Annotated in this window: 15 protein-coding genes; all 15 read left to right on the top strand. The window is 40.1% G+C overall.

Annotated elements, in window-relative coordinates:
• Window positions 1-183 precede the first annotated feature (183 nt).
• The 15 genes from MOQ65_RS09390 (at window position 184) to MOQ65_RS09320 (ending at window position 18311) form a co-directional block, all read left to right on the top strand.
• Complete coding sequence (locus tag MOQ65_RS09390) at window positions 184-951, top strand: M48 family metallopeptidase (protein ID WP_308221114.1); 768 nt, start codon at window positions 184-186, stop codon at window positions 949-951.
• A 12-nt stretch (window positions 952-963) separates the two neighbouring features.
• Entirely contained in the window at window positions 964-4371 is a 3408-nt protein-coding gene (locus MOQ65_RS09385) for a DNA polymerase III subunit alpha (RefSeq protein ID WP_257847380.1), read from the top strand.
• Between the two features lie 148 nt (window positions 4372-4519).
• Window positions 4520-6268: a pyruvate kinase gene (pyk, locus tag MOQ65_RS09380; protein ID WP_257847379.1), complete on the top strand. Its 1749-nt coding sequence runs from the start codon at window positions 4520-4522 to the stop codon at window positions 6266-6268.
• A 37-nt stretch (window positions 6269-6305) separates the two neighbouring features.
• Window positions 6306-7049, top strand: coding sequence for a Bax inhibitor-1/YccA family protein (locus tag MOQ65_RS09375; RefSeq protein WP_257847378.1), 744 nt, complete (start codon window positions 6306-6308; stop codon window positions 7047-7049).
• Between the two features lie 11 nt (window positions 7050-7060).
• Window positions 7061-7972, top strand: a complete 912-nt coding sequence (locus MOQ65_RS09370) for a LysR family transcriptional regulator (protein WP_257847377.1) — start codon at window positions 7061-7063, stop codon at window positions 7970-7972.
• A 396-nt stretch (window positions 7973-8368) separates the two neighbouring features.
• Window positions 8369-9790, top strand: coding sequence for a DASS family sodium-coupled anion symporter (locus tag MOQ65_RS09365; RefSeq protein WP_257847376.1), 1422 nt, complete (start codon window positions 8369-8371; stop codon window positions 9788-9790).
• Between the two features lie 105 nt (window positions 9791-9895).
• Window positions 9896-10165, top strand: a complete 270-nt coding sequence (gene citD, locus MOQ65_RS09360; RefSeq protein ID WP_005385629.1) for a citrate lyase acyl carrier protein — start codon at window positions 9896-9898, stop codon at window positions 10163-10165.
• Window positions 10165-11130, top strand: a complete 966-nt coding sequence (locus tag MOQ65_RS09355; protein ID WP_004695279.1) for an HpcH/HpaI aldolase/citrate lyase family protein — start codon at window positions 10165-10167, stop codon at window positions 11128-11130. The genes citD and MOQ65_RS09355 overlap by 1 nt, the downstream gene beginning before the upstream one ends.
• On the top strand, window positions 11120-12667 hold the full coding sequence (citF, locus tag MOQ65_RS09350) for a citrate lyase subunit alpha (protein ID WP_257847375.1): 1548 nt from the start codon (window positions 11120-11122) through the stop codon (window positions 12665-12667). Before MOQ65_RS09355 ends, citF begins: the two co-directional genes overlap by 11 nt.
• A 247-nt stretch (window positions 12668-12914) precedes the next feature.
• On the top strand, window positions 12915-13427 hold the full coding sequence (locus MOQ65_RS09345) for a hypothetical protein (RefSeq protein WP_257847374.1): 513 nt from the start codon (window positions 12915-12917) through the stop codon (window positions 13425-13427).
• 1 nt (window position 13428) lies between these two features.
• Window positions 13429-14427: a hypothetical protein gene (locus MOQ65_RS09340; protein ID WP_257847373.1), complete on the top strand. Its 999-nt coding sequence runs from the start codon at window positions 13429-13431 to the stop codon at window positions 14425-14427.
• A gap of 17 nt (window positions 14428-14444) precedes the next feature.
• On the top strand, window positions 14445-15320 hold the full coding sequence (locus MOQ65_RS09335) for a DUF4261 domain-containing protein (RefSeq protein WP_257847372.1): 876 nt from the start codon (window positions 14445-14447) through the stop codon (window positions 15318-15320).
• 28 nt (window positions 15321-15348) lie between these two features.
• Window positions 15349-15705 carry a cupin domain-containing protein gene (locus MOQ65_RS09330; protein WP_257847371.1) on the top strand — a complete coding sequence of 119 codons (357 nt, stop codon included), beginning with the start codon at window positions 15349-15351 and terminating at the stop codon, window positions 15703-15705.
• A 241-nt stretch (window positions 15706-15946) separates the two neighbouring features.
• The gene (locus MOQ65_RS09325; protein WP_257847370.1) at window positions 15947-17260 is read left to right on the top strand and encodes an MFS transporter; all 1314 of its coding nucleotides are present in this window, start codon (window positions 15947-15949) and stop codon (window positions 17258-17260) included.
• Between the two features lie 154 nt (window positions 17261-17414).
• Complete coding sequence (locus tag MOQ65_RS09320) at window positions 17415-18311, top strand: hypothetical protein (protein ID WP_257847369.1); 897 nt, start codon at window positions 17415-17417, stop codon at window positions 18309-18311.
• The last annotated feature ends 167 nt before the right edge of the window (window positions 18312-18478 follow it).

Here is an 18478-nt window from a genome sequence, read left to right as displayed (position 1 = left end):
GGGGCAGCCAGTGGTAATAGAGTGGTTGTCAGATCATTCAATGCCCTCTTTAGAGGGCCACCACTAGAGAAAGACCCTTATAGGGTCAGAGCAAACCACCCGTTCTACGGGTGGTTATGATTTATCATTTTACCTATATCGAATAATTCCTATTAAAATCACCAGAATTTTACGATTTTATGAGTGTTTTATGATAAAATAAAAGGTATGAATACTTCAACAACTAGGTCTATTACCTATAATGGCGACAGAATTGAATATGAGTTAACCATCAAGCGTGTGAAGAACATGAACATGCGCATTACAAAGGATGGTGTGATCCATGTGTCGGCGAATGCCTATGTGCCGGATTATAGGGTGGACAAGTTTGTCATCGAGAATATGCCCTTCATTGAGCGAGCTCGTTACAAGATTGATGCATTGAATGCCAAGCGTGTTGAGGCGTTGCAGTATGTGAATGGTGAAAGCTTATCAATCCTGGGAATTCCCGTTACGTTGCGCCTAGTTGAGCAGGACGGAAAGCCTCATATTGGCTTTGACGGAAAAGCCATTCTTACTATGGTGGTACCTCGTGGTACGACCTTTGAAGCGAAGCATAAATTAATGCAAAGTTATTGGCGTAATTTAGGGGAGAAGGTCTTTGTCCATTGGGCGAAGGTCGTGTATCAACGCTTTCACAAGCAAGGTATTGATGTACCTATGCCAACCATAAAACAGCAGCGTATGAAGAGCCGTTGGGGTTCTTGTACGCCAGCAAAGCAGCTCATCAAGATGAATACCCGACTATTAGAGGGGCCACAGGCGTATATTGAGTACGTTATGGTTCATGAGTTTGCTCATTTTAAATATTTAGACCATTCCAAGAACTTTCACAATCTAGTGGCACAGTTTTTACCAGACTGGAAGGTTCGTAAGAAGTCATTGAACGTGTATTTTGCTCATCGCCCTTAAAGGAGGTGTACCATGCAGCCATTTGTACATTTACATAGTCATACAGAGTTTAGTTTGCTAGACGGCATCAGTCGTTTGCCTGACATGGTACGTCGTGCGAAGGAGTTAAATCAGCCAGCCCTTGCCATTACGGACCATGGCAATATGTACGCTGCCATTTATTTCTATAAAGAGTGTATAGCCCAAGGTGTTAAGCCTATCATCGGTTGTGAAGTATATGTCACAGAAGGTAGCCGTCTTGATAAGCCGGAAGGTCGTAGCCGTGAACGATTAAAGCATCTCATCTTGTTGGCTGAGACTATGGAAGGGTATCGTAATCTTGTAAAAATTGTGTCGAAAGCATCGACGGAGGGGATGTTGTATCGTCCTCGTGCAGACCGCGATTTATTGCGTCAATACAGCAAAGGCATAATTGCCCTCAGTGCTTGTATTCAAGGGGAGATTCCTCAGTATATCTTGCAAGATAATATGGAAGGCGCCAAGCGTTCCATTGAATGGTATATCGAGACGTACGGAAAGGATAATTTCTTCTTAGAAATCCAAAATCATGGCTTACCAGAGGAGGCAAAGGCTCAAGAGGAGCTCATTAAGCTCAGCAAGGAATATGGTCTTGGCATCGTCGCATCTAATGACTTCCACTATGTTTTAAAGGAGGATGCGGACGCGCAAGATATTAAGGTATGTATTTCTACAGGCCGTCGCCGTGCTGAGGTAGACCGCTTAAAATTCCCTAATGATGAGTTCTATCTAAAATCTGGGGATGAGATGGCGCAGTTGTTCTCACATATTCCTGGAGCTATGGAAAATACCTTAAAAATTGCAGATCGTTGTAATGTAGAGTTTAATTTCGACGAACATCACTTGCCGCACTTTGATGTGCCAGAAGGGGAAACGTCTAAGACTTATTTGCGTAAGGTTTGTGAACGAGAAATTCCACGTCTTTATGGTGAGATCTTTGAAGAGTTACAAAAACGTCTCGACTACGAGCTAGATGTTATTGGCACCATGGGCTTTGAGGATTACTTCCTTATCGTATGGGACTATGTACGCTATGCCCGTGAGCACGACATCTTAGTAGGTCCTGGTCGTGGTTCTGCGGCCGGTTCTGTAGTTGCCTATCTACTTGGCATTACAGGCCTTGATCCATTAAAATACGATTTGCTCTTTGAACGGTTCTTAAATCCAGAGCGGGTAAGCATGCCCGATATCGATATTGACTTCTGTTATGAAAAACGTGGTCAAGCTATCGAATATGTGACGCGGAAATACGGACAGGAGCGTGTATCTCAGATTATTACCTTTGGTACTGAGGCAGCGCGTGCCGTAATTCGTGACGTAGGTCGCGTGCTAGACTTACCACTGGTGGAAGTAAACCGCATTGCGAAGATGATTCCCAATGAACTGGGAATTACCTTAGATAAGGCTCTGCAAGGCAAAGAATTAAAGGCTTTGTACGAAGCTGATCCAAATGTTAAAGAGTTATTTGATTTTGGTAAAAAGCTAGAAGGGATCGCGCGCAATTCGTCCACTCATGCGGCGGGCGTCGTAATTTCCGCGGATCCTCTAGATGACCATGTACCAGTACAAAATGCTAACGATGAAGGCTTTGTAACACAGTACGACAAGGATAACATCGAGGAATTAGGCCTTTTAAAGATGGACTTCTTGGGCCTCCGTACCTTGACGGTTATGGGGGATGCCTTAAAGCTCATCAAGGCGAACCGTGGTATCGACCTCGATTTAGATGCAATACCACTCGATGATAAAGCGGCTTGTGATATCCTCACAAAAGGCGACACCTCTGGTGTGTTCCAGCTCGAATCGGAAGGTATCACCAAGCTCGTTATGGATCTTAAGCCTGAACATTTTGAGGACTTAATTCCATTGGTAGCCTTGTATCGTCCAGGCCCGTTGGGCTCTGGCATGGTAGCGGACTTTATCGACCGCCGTCACGGTAAAAAAGAGGTTACCTATTTACATCCTATCTTGGAACCGATTTTAAAAGATACCTTTGGGGTAATCTTGTATCAAGAACAGGTTATGCAGATTGCGTCTGCCATGGGCGGATTCTCCCTTGGTCAAGCGGACTTGATGCGCCGCGCCATGGGTAAGAAAAAGGAATCTGTTCTAAAGGCGCAGCGCGAGTCTTTTATTCAAGGTTCCATAAATAATGGTATAGAAGAGTCCATCGCGAATGAAGTATTTGACTTGCTCGTATACTTCGCAGGCTATGGCTTTAATAAATCACATAGTGCGGCTTATGCGTATATTGCGTACCAAACGGCGTACTTGAAAGCCCACTATTTCCCTGAATTCATGGCCGCTACCATGACTAGCTTCATGCAAAACATGCAGAAATTGACGTACTACATCAATGCCTGCAAGAAGCATAATGTTAAGGTACTCGGTCCAGATATTAACTACTCTGAACGCAGCTTCGCCGTGCAAGGTGATGCCATTCGCTTCGGCCTTGGAGGCATCAAGAACGTAGGGGATAATGCCATCGATCGCTTAATTCGCGAGCGCAATGAGCACGGCCTCTATACAGATATCGTAGATTTCTGTAAACGCGTGGACAACAAGGTTGTTAATAAACGACTTCTTGAAAGTCTCATTCGATGCGGTGCCATGGATGGGTTCAAGGAAAACAGAAATCAATTATTGCACATGTATGAAAGCGCTCAAGCTGTAGGTGCTAAAGAGCAAAAGGATGCCGCTATGGGCACCATGAGTCTCTTTGGCGATATAGAGGAGTCCGTTGATTTCATCCCTGTACCGAATGTGGAGGATTTATCGGAAGACGATAAATTAAAGGATGAAAAGGAATATACAGGTTTTTACATTACAGGCCATCCATTGCAAGGCTATGCTAAGGAATTAGAGGGCCTCTTTGAACTGGGGGCTCTCGTAGAAAATCCAGAGCAATACGATGGTCAAACCATAACCTTTGGCGGGTTGATTGAAAATAAATCGGATCGCATGACAAGGCGGAACGAGGTTATGTCTATTCTTCGTATCGAAGATTATTCTGGTGCAGCCAATGTGGTGGCGTTCCCTAAGGTCTTTAGTCAAAGTCAACAGTTCCTTGCGGTCGATATGATCGTAAAGGTAAAAGGCCGCGTTGATGCGGATGAAAAGGGTGTGCAAATTATTGCAGACCGCATTATGCCGTTAAAGGTAAACTATAGTCAGGCTAAGCATGTGGCTATTCATATTTATAGTCAATATGACACGCCAGAAAATAGTGAAGCCTTAAAACGGCTGTTAACAAACACCGCAGGCTCTGTGCCAACATCACTATATTTGCACCGTCAACGGAAGCGTATTAACTTGCCACCGAATATGTGCTTTGACCCTAGTGATGAATCCATCAAGGCTATTGAAGCTATTCTAGGCGATGGCTCCGTAGAGGTACAATAATATATGCATAAGAACCTCAATAGAAGTTAAGGTAATAATAAATATATTCACTACTTAATAACACATGTTGCGTAGGGCACAGATAGCTTTTACCAACATTGATATAATATATGAACATCCAAATGGGATGGTTTTCATAGGAGGAACAATGAAACGTACAAAAATCGTATGTACTGTAGGTCCGGGAACGGATAAATTTGGTATCTTAGAAGATATGATGCGAGCTGGCATGAACGTGGCTCGTTTCAATTTCTCTCACGGATCTCATGAGGAGCAAGCAGAACGCATGCAAATGGTGCGTGATGCGGCGATGATTGTAAATAAACCAATCGCCTTATTGCTCGATACAAAAGGCCCAGAGGTACGCCTTGGTCTATTTAAAGAGGGCAAAGTATTCCTTGAAGCAGGTCAACAATTTACGTTGACTACAGATGATGTGGAAGGCACAAAAGAGCTTAGCTCCGTGAACCACAAAGGTCTTGTAGGAGACGTGTCCGTTGGAGATAAAATCCTCTTGGCTGATGGTCTTGTAACACTTAACATCGATGCCATCGAAGGGAATAACATCATTACTACCGTTCAAAACAGTGGTGAAATCGGTAACCGTAAACGCGTAGCTGTACCAGGCGTAGCACTTAGCTTGCCACCTGTATCTGAACAGGATGAAGCGGACTTACGCTTTGGCTGTCAACAAGGTGTGGACTTTGTAGCCGCATCCTTCATGCAACGCGGTAAAGACATTGTAGCCATCCGCCGCATCCTTGAGTCTGAGAAAAAAGATATCAAGATTATCGCGAAAATTGAAAATGCTGAAGGCGTTAAAAATATCGATGAAATTTTGGACGTAGCAGACGGCCTCATGGTTGCTCGCGGTGACCTCGGTGTAGAAATCCCTGCCGAAGAGGTACCAGTACTTCAAAAAATGATGATCGAAAAATGTAATGACTTGGGTAAACCAGTTATTACGGCAACCCAAATGCTAGAGTCCATGATTCAAAATCCACGCCCTACACGGGCGGAAGCAAGTGACGTAGCCAATGCCATCTTAGATGGTACGGATGCGATCATGTTGTCTGGTGAAACTGCAAATGGTGCTTACCCAGTAGAGGCGGTTACGACTATGACTCGCATTGCTGAGGTAACAGAACAAGCTGCTATTTACGATAGTAAAAGTCGTGCTCGTCAAGATGTGGATATGACGACTACCAGTGCTGTATGTTTAGCAAGCGTGCGCATCGCTCAAAACCTTGGGGCAGCTGCTATTTTGACATGTACTGAATCTGGTCATACTGCAATTAGCACTGCTCGGCATCGTCCGGCTTGCAAAATTATTGCTGTAACACCGCATGAAGAAACAATTCGCCGCATGCAATTATGCTGGGGCGTAGAGGCTATTAAAGGACATGAAATCGTTAACTCTGATGAAATGGTTAAACAAGCGATTACAGGTGCTCTTGGCACAGGTGCCATTGAGTCTGGTGACTTAGTTGTGGTAACGGCTGGCGTACCATCTGGTGCGACAGGTACTACAAATATGATTCGCGTTCATATTGCAGGCCAAGTACTCTTATCTGGTAATGGTATTTTGCGTAAATCCGTTACAGGCACTGTATTCATTGCTGCTAATCATAAGGGCAATTATGAAAGCTTCAAAGACGGCGATATCCTTGTGGTGGGTACAATGGAGCCTGAATTGATGGCTATTGCTAAACGTGCAGGTGGCATTATCGCTGTTGAAGACGGTTATACATCTGACAGTGCTATTGCTGGCATTACCTATGGTATTCCTGTAATTTTAGGTGCTAAAAACGCTCATGACGTACTTCTTGAAGGTCAAGAGGTAACAATCGACGGTGAACGTGGCAAGGTATTTGCTGGCATTGCTAATGCTCGATAGTTTTAGTAAAAGATAATTAAATATAAGGAGGGATAGTATGAATCCATATAATGTAACAGGACCTAGTAATTCTCAAGTTGCTCAGGTTGAAAGTATTGTATCCCAACGTTTGAAGGGATCCTTCTTGTGGATGGTTGTAGGTTTACTTACGACTATCGGTGTTGGAGTGGCTGCGTTGGCAAATCCAAACTGGCTACGCTTTGCATACGAAAACTTTAATATTATTCTATTAGTTGAACTAGGCGTAGTATTCCTATTTAGTGCTCGTGCGTATACGGCCAATGTTATGACTTTAAAAGGCATGTTCTTTCTCTACAGTGCATTGAATGGTCTTACATTGACACTTATATCCTTGCGATATAATGTGTTTGAAGTAGTTATTCCTGCGTTAATCGGTACGCTTGCCTTCTTCATTGGCTTTGCAGTGGTAGGGGCTACTACAAAACGCAATTTATCATCCCTTACACCGTATGTAATGGCTGCTTTGCTCGGTATGATCATTGTATCCTTTGTGATGATGGCAGCTCGCTACTTTAACTGGGCTGTACTCAGTGGCTTTAGCGATACTGTTAGTCTAGTTTTAGGCTATGTAGGGGTTGTAGTATTCTCCATCTTTACGGCTATCGATGTGAACCGTATTAAAAATAATGTGACACAAGTAGCTCTTATGGAGGATGAAACAATTCTAGACCGCATTGAAATCACAGGTGCTTTGAGCCTATATTTAGATTTCATTAACTTATTCTTATCCTTATTGCGCATCTTTGGTAATAAGCGATAAAAGGAGATACTATGGACGATAGAGAATGGCAAACCTTTGTCACCGTTGTCGATGAAGGCAATATTACAAGGGCGGCAGAAAAATTATTTTTATCTCAACCAGCACTTAGCTATCGGTTGCGCCATATGGAAAAAGCCTTGGGCCATTCTCTGTTGTTGCGTACTGCTGAAGGGATTGCCCTTACGGCGCAAGGCGAGATTTTCTATGATTACTGTAAAAGAATGATGCAAGATCAAGAGGCTTTAGAAAATGCTATGAACTCCGCTTCTGGTAAGATTCAAGGGACCTTGAAAATTGCGTCATCTATCAACTTTGCAGACTATGAATTGCCCGCCTTGTTACGATCTTTCCGCGAACTGTATCCGGATGTGCATATACAAGTTAAGACGGCTTTCAGCCATCAAGTGGTAAAAATGTTTAATACTGGTGACTGTATGGTTGCCTTTGCTCGTGGCGGTTATGATGTGTCTGGTAAGTCTGAGCTACTATTAGAGGAACCATACTGCTTGGTTTACAAAGAATTAGTACCACCTGAATCCCTTGAGAAGGTACCATTTATTAAGTATCAGACGGATGCATCCGTAGCCAATATCATCGAAACATGGTGTGCAGAACATTTTGAAGAACCACCGAGTGTTGCGATGGATGTAAATTCTATGAGTACGTGCCGTCACTTTGTACGCGCCGGCCTTGGATGGTCTATTTTGACCTATATGGGCCTTGGATCTTGTAAGGATAGAGATATATATGTAAGTCCATTGCGTAGCAAAGATGGTACCTATATCACTCGCGATACAAATATGGTATATACAAAGGATACGGAAAATCTTGTTGTAGTTAAAACATTCATTGAATATGTTCGCGATTACTATAAAAAACATACTGTTGTAGATAATAGTATTTTTAGAGAATATAAAGGATAGATTATACAAATTGAGTCTATATAAGGCTTTATAACTGTCTATCCATGCTATTTCAGTATTAGACTTTTTCGATATAATCAGTCATAATAAAGGTGTCTCGAAAGAGCAAGGCAGTAACCATGTAAGTGCATGTATACCCCCTTTGGGGACGTATACATGCATTTTTTTCATTTTGGGCTGCAATTCTATGCTTAAAATGCATAAAAAGTATGAATAGTAGATATAAAAGTTTTTATAACCCCTATAAAGGTAATCTATTATTCATAATTCTTTTGAGCATATATAATGAGTGTAGACAAAAACTCCTAGAGTTCAATAGTTGATAGTCGCGTATCACGAATTTCTGGGGTAGTGTTAGGATGATTACATGCCTATGTTTTTAAGAAAGGAAGAAACATGGAAAAATTCTTAAAACTAGCACTTATTGTGCTAATCCCTGTTGTCCTCTGGTTTACAACTCCACCAGATGGGCTCACTGATACGGCGTGGCGCCTTCTAGGCTTCTACATTGCAGGTATCGTAGGTTTGATTTTAAAACCATACCCAATTCAAATTATTTTATTAGCTGTATTATCTGCATCTGCATTATTCTTAGACAATGCAAAAGATATCTTGGTAGGTTATGGCTCCACTGCATTGTGGATGATCATCGCTGCGTTCTCCTTGAGCGTTGCCTTTGGTAAAACTGGTCTTGGTCACCGCGTTGCATACCATTTGATTAATGCATTCGGTTCTACTGTATTGCGTCTTGGTTATGTAACAGCACTTCTTGATTTAGTATTATCTCCAGCTACACCTTCTAACACAGCACGTGCGGCTGGTATCGTATATCCAATTAACTTATCCATCGCTGAATCCATCGGTTCTTATCCTGGCGATACTGCCAAACGCGGTGGTTCCTTCATCTTGATGAATGGTTATTTCGTAACAAAAATTACATCCTTCATGTTCTTAACAGCTATGGCTCCAAACGTGTTGGCTTTGGACTTTGTTACTAAAATCACTGGTCTTAACATGAACTGGGTTGAATGGGCTGTGGCCTTAGCTCTTCCTGGTCTTGTAATGTTGATCTTCGTACCACTTGTAGGTTATTGGATCGACCGTCCTGAAGCAGTAAAAATTGACAATAAGAAATTAGCTGCTGATGGCCTTGCTAAATTAGGACCTATGAAAACATCTGAAAAAATCTTGGCTGTTGTATTCATTCTTGCTCTTCTTGGTTGGGCATGGCCTTCTATTGGATATTTTTTCCCAGCTATTGCTTTTGATTTGAGTCCTACAGCAGTAGCATTAGTTGCTATGACTATTGTGTTCTTTTCTGGTATCATCACTTGGGATGACATGGTTCAAACTAAAGCTGTTTGGAACACATTCATCTGGTTCGGTGCTATCCTTGGTTTATCCACTGCTTTAACAAAAGCTAAATTCTTTGCTTGGCTTGCAGCATTTATGCAAGCAAACTTGGCACTCGATGTATCTCCACTCGTAGTTGTTTTAATTCTTTCTGCTATTAGCGTAGTCATTCGTTACTTATTTGCTTCCAGTACTGCATACATTGCATCTATGCTTCCAGTATTCTTAACTGTAGGTATGGCAGCTGGTGTTAACCCTGTTATGTTTGGTTTAGTATTGCTTGCAACAAATGCGTTTGGCGGTCTCGTAACTCACTACGGTGCATCCCCTGGTCCAATCATCTACTCTGCAGGTTACAATAACTTGAAAGATTGGTGGACTGCTGGTGCAATCTTAGCAGTATTGAGTTGGATTCTACTCTTTGTAGTAGGTATTCCTTGGTGGACTTTCATCGGTATGATTTAATCACCATATAATTTTATAATCAACATTGTTTTAGCGGCACGGACCAGACATTCGCGACACGTCTGGTCTTTGCCATTTGATATATTTTTAGTGAAAGGATGCAACATGGCACAATTAGTAAAAGCTGCACAAGCTGGCTTCGACGAAAAAAATGATGCATTAGTAACGGTTGAACCGATTGCTAGCGGTATCGAAATCGAATTAACATCCAAAGTTATCCGTCAATACGGCGACCAAATTAAATCCGTTATCTTGAACACAGTGAAAGAAGCTGGTTTTGATGGCGTAAAAGTAATTGTACAAGATAAAAATGCTTGGGATTACACAATTAAAGCTCGCGTATTAGGCGCATTGGAAAGGGGGAGCAAAGCATAATGGCTAACGATAAAACATTCCCAGAAGTTAAAACAAATCCATTAACAGAGGCTGCTAAAAAACGCTTGTCTCGTTCCATGATGTTCGTACCTGGTAATACACCTAAAATGATTAACAGTGCTGACATTCACGGCGCTGACTCCATCATGATCGATATCGAAGATTCCGTGCCTATTACAGAAAAGGATACAGCTCGTCTTTTAACTGCAGAAGCATTGAAATCTCGTAAATTCCGTGCAGAAACAGTTGTTCGTATCAACCATCCTACACAAACTCCTTATGGTTATGACGATCTTGATGTAATCGTTCCAGCTAAACCTGATATGATTCGTTTACCTAAAACTGAAGATGTGTCTGAAGTTGAAATCGTAGCGAAGAAAATTGAAGAAGTAGAAAAAGCTAATGGCTGGCCAGAAGGTACTATCAATATTATCGTAGCTATCGAATCAGTTCGTGGCTTGTATAATGTTCGCGAAATCTGTCACGGCCCTCGCGTAGTTGCTATCGCTCTTGGCGCTGAAGACTACCGTGCTGACCTTCGTACAGGTAAGCATAAACCAGCTGTTGAATTATTGTTCGCTCGTCAAACAATCCTTCACGCAGCACGTGAAGCAGGTATCCGCGTAATTGATACTGTATTCTCCGACGTGAAAGACCCACAAGGCTTCCGCGAAGAAGTTGAATTCATTAAAGCTTTGGGTTACGATGGCAAATCTTGTATCCACCCAAGCCAAATCAAAATTATCCACGAAGTATTCACTCCTGACGAAAAAGAAATCGCTCACTCCGTTAAGGTATTGAACAGCTACGCAGATGCATTGCGCAACAATAAAGGCGTAATCTCCGTAGATGGCAAAATGATCGATGGTCCTATCGTAGTACGTGCACAACGCGTAGTTGATAAAGCACGTGCAGCAGGCATTAAAGTTGAATTAGAGGAAGGAGCAGAATACGATGTTAAATAAAGTAGGTCGCGATATCCCAACAAATATCCCAGCACTAGAAGGTCGCGAAGTATATCAAGGTGAATTCGCTATTGAACCTAAAGCTCATCGCGCAGGTAAACCTGTACACATGAGTCGTGTTGGTACTAATAAAGTACTTGCTTCTATTGATGAAGCAATCGAAAAAGCTGGCGTAAAAGATGGTATGACATTGTCCTTCCATCATCACTTGCGCAATGGTGACTATGTAATGAAAATGGTTATGGAACGCGTTCAAGCGAAAGGAATTAAAGACATTACAATTGCGTCTTCTTCCTTGTCTCCATGCCATGAATTCTTGGTAGAAATGATTCAAGATGGTACTGTAACAGCTATTGAAACATCTGGCTTGCGCGATCGTCTTGGTAAATTCTTGACTCAAAACCCAGGCGTATTGAAACGCCCTGTAGTGATTCGTTCCCACGGTGGCCGTGCTCGTGCTATCGAATCTGGCGAAGTTCATATCGACGTAGCTTTCATGGCTGCTCCTACAGCTGACCCACGTGGTAATGCTACTGGTCGTATGGGTAAATCCGCATGTGGTGCGCTTGGCTATGCTAAAGTTGACTCCCACTATGCAGATACAACTGTTATTATCACAGATAACTTGGTTGACTATGTACACAACTATGCAATCCCTCAAACTGACGTAGATTATGTTGTTGAGGTTGAAAGCATTGGTGATCCAGAAGGTATCGCTTCTGGTGCGGTAGGTTTCACTAAAAACCCTATCCAAATTAAAATTGCTGAATTAGCTGGTGAATTCCTTGACCAAGCTGGCATTATTAAAGATGGTTTCGTATTCCAATTGGGCGCTGGTGGTGCTCCATTGACTGTAGCGAAATTCATCGCTGAAAAACTTCGCAAACGCGGTGAAGTAGGTGGCTTCGCTATCGGTGGTGCTACTGGTATCTTGACTGGTATGCTTGAAGAAGGTTTGATCCGTGCCATTTACGATACTCAAACATTCGATACAACTGCAGCAGCTTCTTTAGATAAAAACCCTGCACACATCGAAATGTCTGCTTCCATGTATGCTAACCCATGGACTGACTGCACTACAAACTACCTAGACGTAGTATTCCTTGGTGCTACTGAAATCGACCTTGATTTCAACGTAAACGTAATGACTGACTCTAACGGTGTATTGATGGGCGCTTCTGGCGGTCACTCCGATACAGCAGCAGGTGCTAAATGTACAGTTATTACTTGTCCATTGATCCGTGGTCGTTTGCCAATGATCCGTGACAAAGTTGCAACTGTAATTACACCAGGCTCCTCCGTTGATGTACTTGTTACTGAATACGGTATTGCAATCAACCCAGCTCGTACTGATTTGATTGAACGCTTCAAAGATAGCAACTTGCCTATCTACACAATTGAAGAATTACAACAATTAGCATTCGACTTAGTAGGTAAACCACAAGATATCCCTGTATCTGACAAAGACGAAGATATCGTGGCAATCGTAGAATACCGCGATGGCTCTATTATCGACGTGGTTCGCAAACCTCTATAATTGAATAGGGATTAGATTCCGGTAGAACTCTTTTTGGTTCCTCGTCGTCTCATCTCCATTGCTGATTAGATACTATAAAGACCCTCTCCATAGTTCTCGGACTTATGGAGCGGGTCTTTTTGTATCTATGCATTGTTTTAATATTAAATTCATAGATAAAAGCAGAATTCAATGTGGCAAATATGGTACATAGTTATAGTTATACTTTTAGTATAAGAAAATTGGAGTTATATAGGAGGTAGTTTCTATGTACCGTTGTATTGCTAATTTAGAAATCGACCTGGAGGGGTTAGGTGAGTTTTATAGTGAAAGAGACGAATCTGAAATACTAAATATGTACCAAATTATATCTGCTTGGTTACAGGATGATTTAGATGGACCTAATCCTGAAAATAGAGTTTTTGGTGTATCAGCTTGTGCTTTAGACTGGATGTATGTATTACCTAGAGATATTTCTTATCGCAACCTATTTGATATGGGGGGGTGCAAACTTGGTAATCGTTTTGAAAGTATTGATTATTTATATGCGCAATTTCTACAAACCTTGGAGAATACTAAGCAGTTTGAACTTGAATATGAGTCATTACATTTAGATCATATAAATGTGATGCCACAGCATATAGAGATAACTCTAACCTGCTGTAAAAATGTAGATTTTTTATTATTAATAAAACGTTGGTTACGTAATTGTAGTACTTATAAACATCCGATATACTATAAGGTAAAAGATGTGTATTATGTAAAATTTAAAGGAGTGTAATATGGGGACTGTATGGAGATTACAAACAAGAACAGATAGTAACGATGGTAAAAAAATATCTTCTTATTGTAGAGAAAAATCTATTGCAGCTGTTGGGTGGAGTATCAATGATGATCAAATCAAAAAGTATAATGCAGAAGCTTTTGATAAAATTCAATCTATCAGAGCAAGTATTAAATCCGACGATATTTATTATAAAGTACTTGAAGAATATAATTTATTCAATATTAAAGCTGGCCAGAAGATAGTTGCCGTAGAGACTTTAAAACGAGTAAAGCTAGGGGACTATGTTTGGATGCGTGATAATGGTATATATTACTTAGGTTATGTTGGAAATAATGTAAGGTATAAATATAATCCTAGTATTGACGCACTAGAACATGATGTAGCAAATCAATTAGAAGATGTCGTGTGGAAACCAATTGGTGATGAGAGTCAAGTTCCAGGTGTTATTGCCACAGCATTTATTCGTGGTAGAACTCTTCAACGTGTAAGAAAAGCTTATATGTATGAGTATGCGTCTTTCGTTTATAATGGAAAGTCTTTAGATATAAATGTTAAATCAAGTAGATCTTTAAAACAATTATTTTATGATTGTCTATCTCCAGCAGATTGTGAGGATTTGGTTTGTTTATATTTATATGATAAGGAAAATTATATCGCAATTCCATCTACAAATAAGATAGCTACTGAGTTATATGAATGTGTGTTAGTTAACCCCCTTAATGGTAAATTGGCATATCCTCAAGTGAAAAAAGGGGATAAAGAATTAAACCCGAATGATTATATAGAGCTGATTAAAGACAATCCGAATAAAGAAGTATATTTATTTTCATCTGAGGACAAGGTTGTAGTGGATGCTCATATAGATAATATACATATTATTTCATCTGATGAACTTTATAGTTGGACAAAAGAAAAAATAGAAGAAAATAGGTTTTTAATCCCTGAGGGTATTGTAAAATGGTATAAACTAATACACTCAGCAGAAAATAGTTAAAATTTAGGAGAGAGAATATGAGCCAAGTATTTAAACAAGATTTAACAGATGATTCCGTTCGCCCTGGAGGCTTGTTTTTCGTTGAGTTATTAATGCCAGAGCAGTGTGATATGCCTGACCGCGACACAATGGTAGAGGTGTTTACAAAGCATTTAGGTCCTGTTGATTGCTTTAGTTATGGTGTTGAATCTGCTGGTTTTGCACCGCAGAATTATAAGGTTCATTATGAAGATAATGATGCCGATATTCCACCGACATTAATGGTGACGAATTGTGAGAAAATCGACAAACCTGTACTAGATGATTTTGAACGTAGTCAGGTGTGGGATTGTCCAAATGTGGATGAGTTATTAGCAGAGTGCCAATACAGGGTGTTTGCTACGGATATGTTAGCCTCTGGTTTAGCGGCCAAAGAACGTGCAGATATGCTTGTAAAGTATGTAGATGCATTACTAGAATTATATCCCTCTTGTAAAGCCGTTGTATTTGGACCATCTCGTAAGTTCTTAAGTCGAGAATCGATTGAAAATCATCCTGATAAAGAGGTGACTCGTTTCATGTATTATGCTGTAAATGTGCGTTATTTTAGTATTCAAGGTACCAATGATATGATGGTAGATTCTGTGGGTATGAGTACATTATTTTTACCTGATTTACAGTATCACTTTCACGGTGTAGATCCTAATCATGTAGTATTTCATGCTTATAATGTGTTGAATTATATTTTCGAACATGGTAATGTAATAGGTGATGGGGAAACCATTGCGGGGTTACAAAATGGCGAGATGAATCAGGATATTCAGTGGAAGGTTCAATACGAGGATTCTTTAATCCAGCCCGTTCGAGAGGTTCTAGATATTAATATGGGTGAATACGCATCTGGAACTCGGTAGTTGTTAATCAATGAAAGGTGTGAGCATTATGAGTGATCAACGTGTTTTTGATATGGAACTTGTGAAAGTTGAAAGTTTGGAGAAAGCTGTTAGGACGCCATTTTATCAAACTGATTCCACAGGTGGTTCAGTATGGGTTATTAAACCTGGTCAAATCTTACCAAAACATTATCATCATCACTCTGATGATATATGGGTTATATTGCAAGGCAAGGGTGTATTTTATCCAACGCCTAATACAGAGGTGCCTTTTACAAAGGGGCAAGTTATAGTATCTAAAAAGGGTGAATGTCATGGTGCAAAAAATACTGGAACGGAAGATATTGTCTTTGTGAGTATCGTTGCTCCAGTGCCTGCTGATTATGATCCTGTTAAGACTAATTAATATGAAAGCACTTTATAGTATTTTCTTCTCTTGTGATAGAGATATATTCATACTATAAAGTGCTTTTTTATTTTATACAGTCATTTCTAGCGAATATACCTTTTCTATTTTATATGTCATTATTTTGGTTTTACTATTCCTATTTGTTATTTCTATATTCTATATAATTCCATTGACAGAGGACTTTTGTTTACTTAAGATAATAGGGTATGTAATATCTTAAGTAGTAGAAAGGAATTATATGAACTCATCTACACCAGAGCCTCAAAGTGGGGTTATTGATTTTAAAGACTTTACGAAGCGTCGTATGCTTCACGTAGTCTTGCCATTATTTATTGTTTCTATTATTGCCTTTTTGGACCGTGTAAATATTGCCTATGCTGGCTTGACCATGAAGGAGAATTTACCATGGTTGACACCAGAGGTATTTGGTATGGGCGCCGGTATCTTCTTTATAGGCTATGTATTATTTGAAGTCCCTGCATCCCTAATCGCTGCTCGCTGTAATGCTATGCATTGGGTAGCACGTATTATGTTTAGTTGGGGCCTAGTATGTATTCTTATGACAACGATGACCACAGAGTTGGAGTTTTATATTTATCGATTCCTTCTTGGTCTATGTGAAGCCTCTTTATATCCTGTAATTTATTCGTTACTCATTCCAAATTGGTTCTTGCCAAAGGAACGTGCAAAGGCAATCTCCTTGATGTTAACATCTTTATTGTTCTCTAATATCATCGGTGGTCCATTGGCAGGTATCTTACTTGATACAACATTCTTTGGTCTTCATGGGTGGCGCACACTCTTCATCGTTGAAGCTATTCCAGCTGTTATCTTTGCTTTCATTTTTGCGTTCTGGATGAAAGAACGTCCAGACCATGCATCTTGGGTAACTGATACAGAAAAAGCTTATATCAAGGCTGAACTTGAAAAAGAAGAACAACAAAAGCAAGCTGTAAAGAAATATACTACATGGCAAGCTTTGAAAGATCCAAAAGTATTGCGTTTAGCATTAATCTATTTCTTATGGGTTATTGGTTTCTGGGGCTTTAGCTTCTGGATGCCTCAAGTTCTTAAAAGCTTATCTGGTTGGCCGCCAAGCGTAGTAGCATGGTCTATTGCGATTCCCATGTCTGCTGCATTACTTGTACAAGTATATTGTGGTTATTCCTCTGAAAAGCGCAATGAAAAACGTTGGCATGTTGCTACTACATTGTTCATTGGTACTATTGGCTTCTTAGCAACACCACATAGTTCATCCCCAGAAATTAGTTTATTCTTTATCTGCTTAACTGCTGTAGGCGTTTACGGTGGCATGGGTGTATGGTGGACAATGCCAACAACCTTCTTATCTGGTGCTGCTGCGGCAGGGGCGATGGGCCTTATTAACTCCTCTGGTAACATGGGGGGCTGGGTAGGTCCTTACATGCTTGGTTTCATCAATGGTCACACAGGTAGCTTTACTTACGGTTACTATGTAATGGGCGCTTGTATGTTCCTAGCAGGTCTATTGATTTTGACATTACCTAAATCTATGGAACATAAGGAAGATTAAGTTAAAAATTAAATACAAATTTAAAAAGAGTTATATTTTTTATTCTTTTCTATGACGGATATTGAATAAATATATAGCTCTTTTTCTTTTAGTAAATATATTATTTATGTATAATAAGAGTAATGTAATCTACAGTAAAAAGAGAGAGGCTACTATGTATAGAACGTTATTATTAACAACCGTATTAACAACTTTCACAATAGGCGTATCTGTAAATGCGATATCATTACATGATCCGACTGGTGAAGAGAGAACTGCCTTTGAGCGATTGGCTGTATATAATCGTGATATTGTTAAAGTTTCAGGTCCTTATGATTCATGGGAATCAGCTGTTAAGAATTTAGGGCGCGCTAAATATATTAGTGATATAGAACAACGTAAGACGATAGATAACTTACAGAGTCAATTGAAGCCTATATTAGGCGGTTATTATGTATCAGCATATTACGTAGATTCTAATATCCTTACTCATGACGAGGGTACCATTAAAATCAAATCGACTACTGATGCGGTAGGTGAAAGTAAATATATTGTAGAGTATAAAACACAAGAGCATTATATTGATTCTGTCTTATGGAATCCATTTGTAGAGAAAATTATTACAGTAGCAGATCCGATTATTTCTTATGAGAATCAGTATGGAACGGGAAAACTTATAGTTGTGACAGCCTTTGGATATCAAGAGGATGTTCAAGGTTTTCCAGATAAGGGACTTATAGCTGCAAATAAAGCTTACAAGGCTGCTGAAGATGCTTTGGTTAGTAGAGTATTTGAATTAGGCTGGGTTGATACATCTCGTGAAGCGGAACTACGAGAGTATTTAAACACTTATGATGGTGTGCATAAAGGTTATATTTTGGAGGCTATGGGCTTTGGTGTTATGGCTCAAAAAGATCTTTTTCTTTACGTAGATGATGAAGGTAATTTTCATCATAGGCACTATTCAGTTGTGAGTGAATGGGAAAAAAACTATAATAAAAATTTTTGGTTATATAATCGCCTTCCCCTTGATAAAAAGATAAAAGCTATTACTGTAGTTCAAACGGATTAAGGTAGATATAATAAAAAGCCAGATACAAGGTAAATACTTTTAAGGGGTTATAGGACAAAACGTGTTGGTACTTTAATCCCAATCATTGAAAGATAATTTGTCATAGTTATGCAAATCACCCCAAGAAATGGCATCCCCCCAAGTTGGAATTATGCCTTGAAGTTGGG

It is taken from the genome of Veillonella faecalis, from assembly GCF_024677885.1.
In the GTDB taxonomy this organism is placed as follows: domain Bacteria; phylum Bacillota; class Negativicutes; order Veillonellales; family Veillonellaceae; genus Veillonella; species Veillonella nakazawae.
The sequence above is the reverse complement of the archived record's forward strand: the minus strand, read 5'-3'. Positions and strand labels throughout refer to the sequence as shown.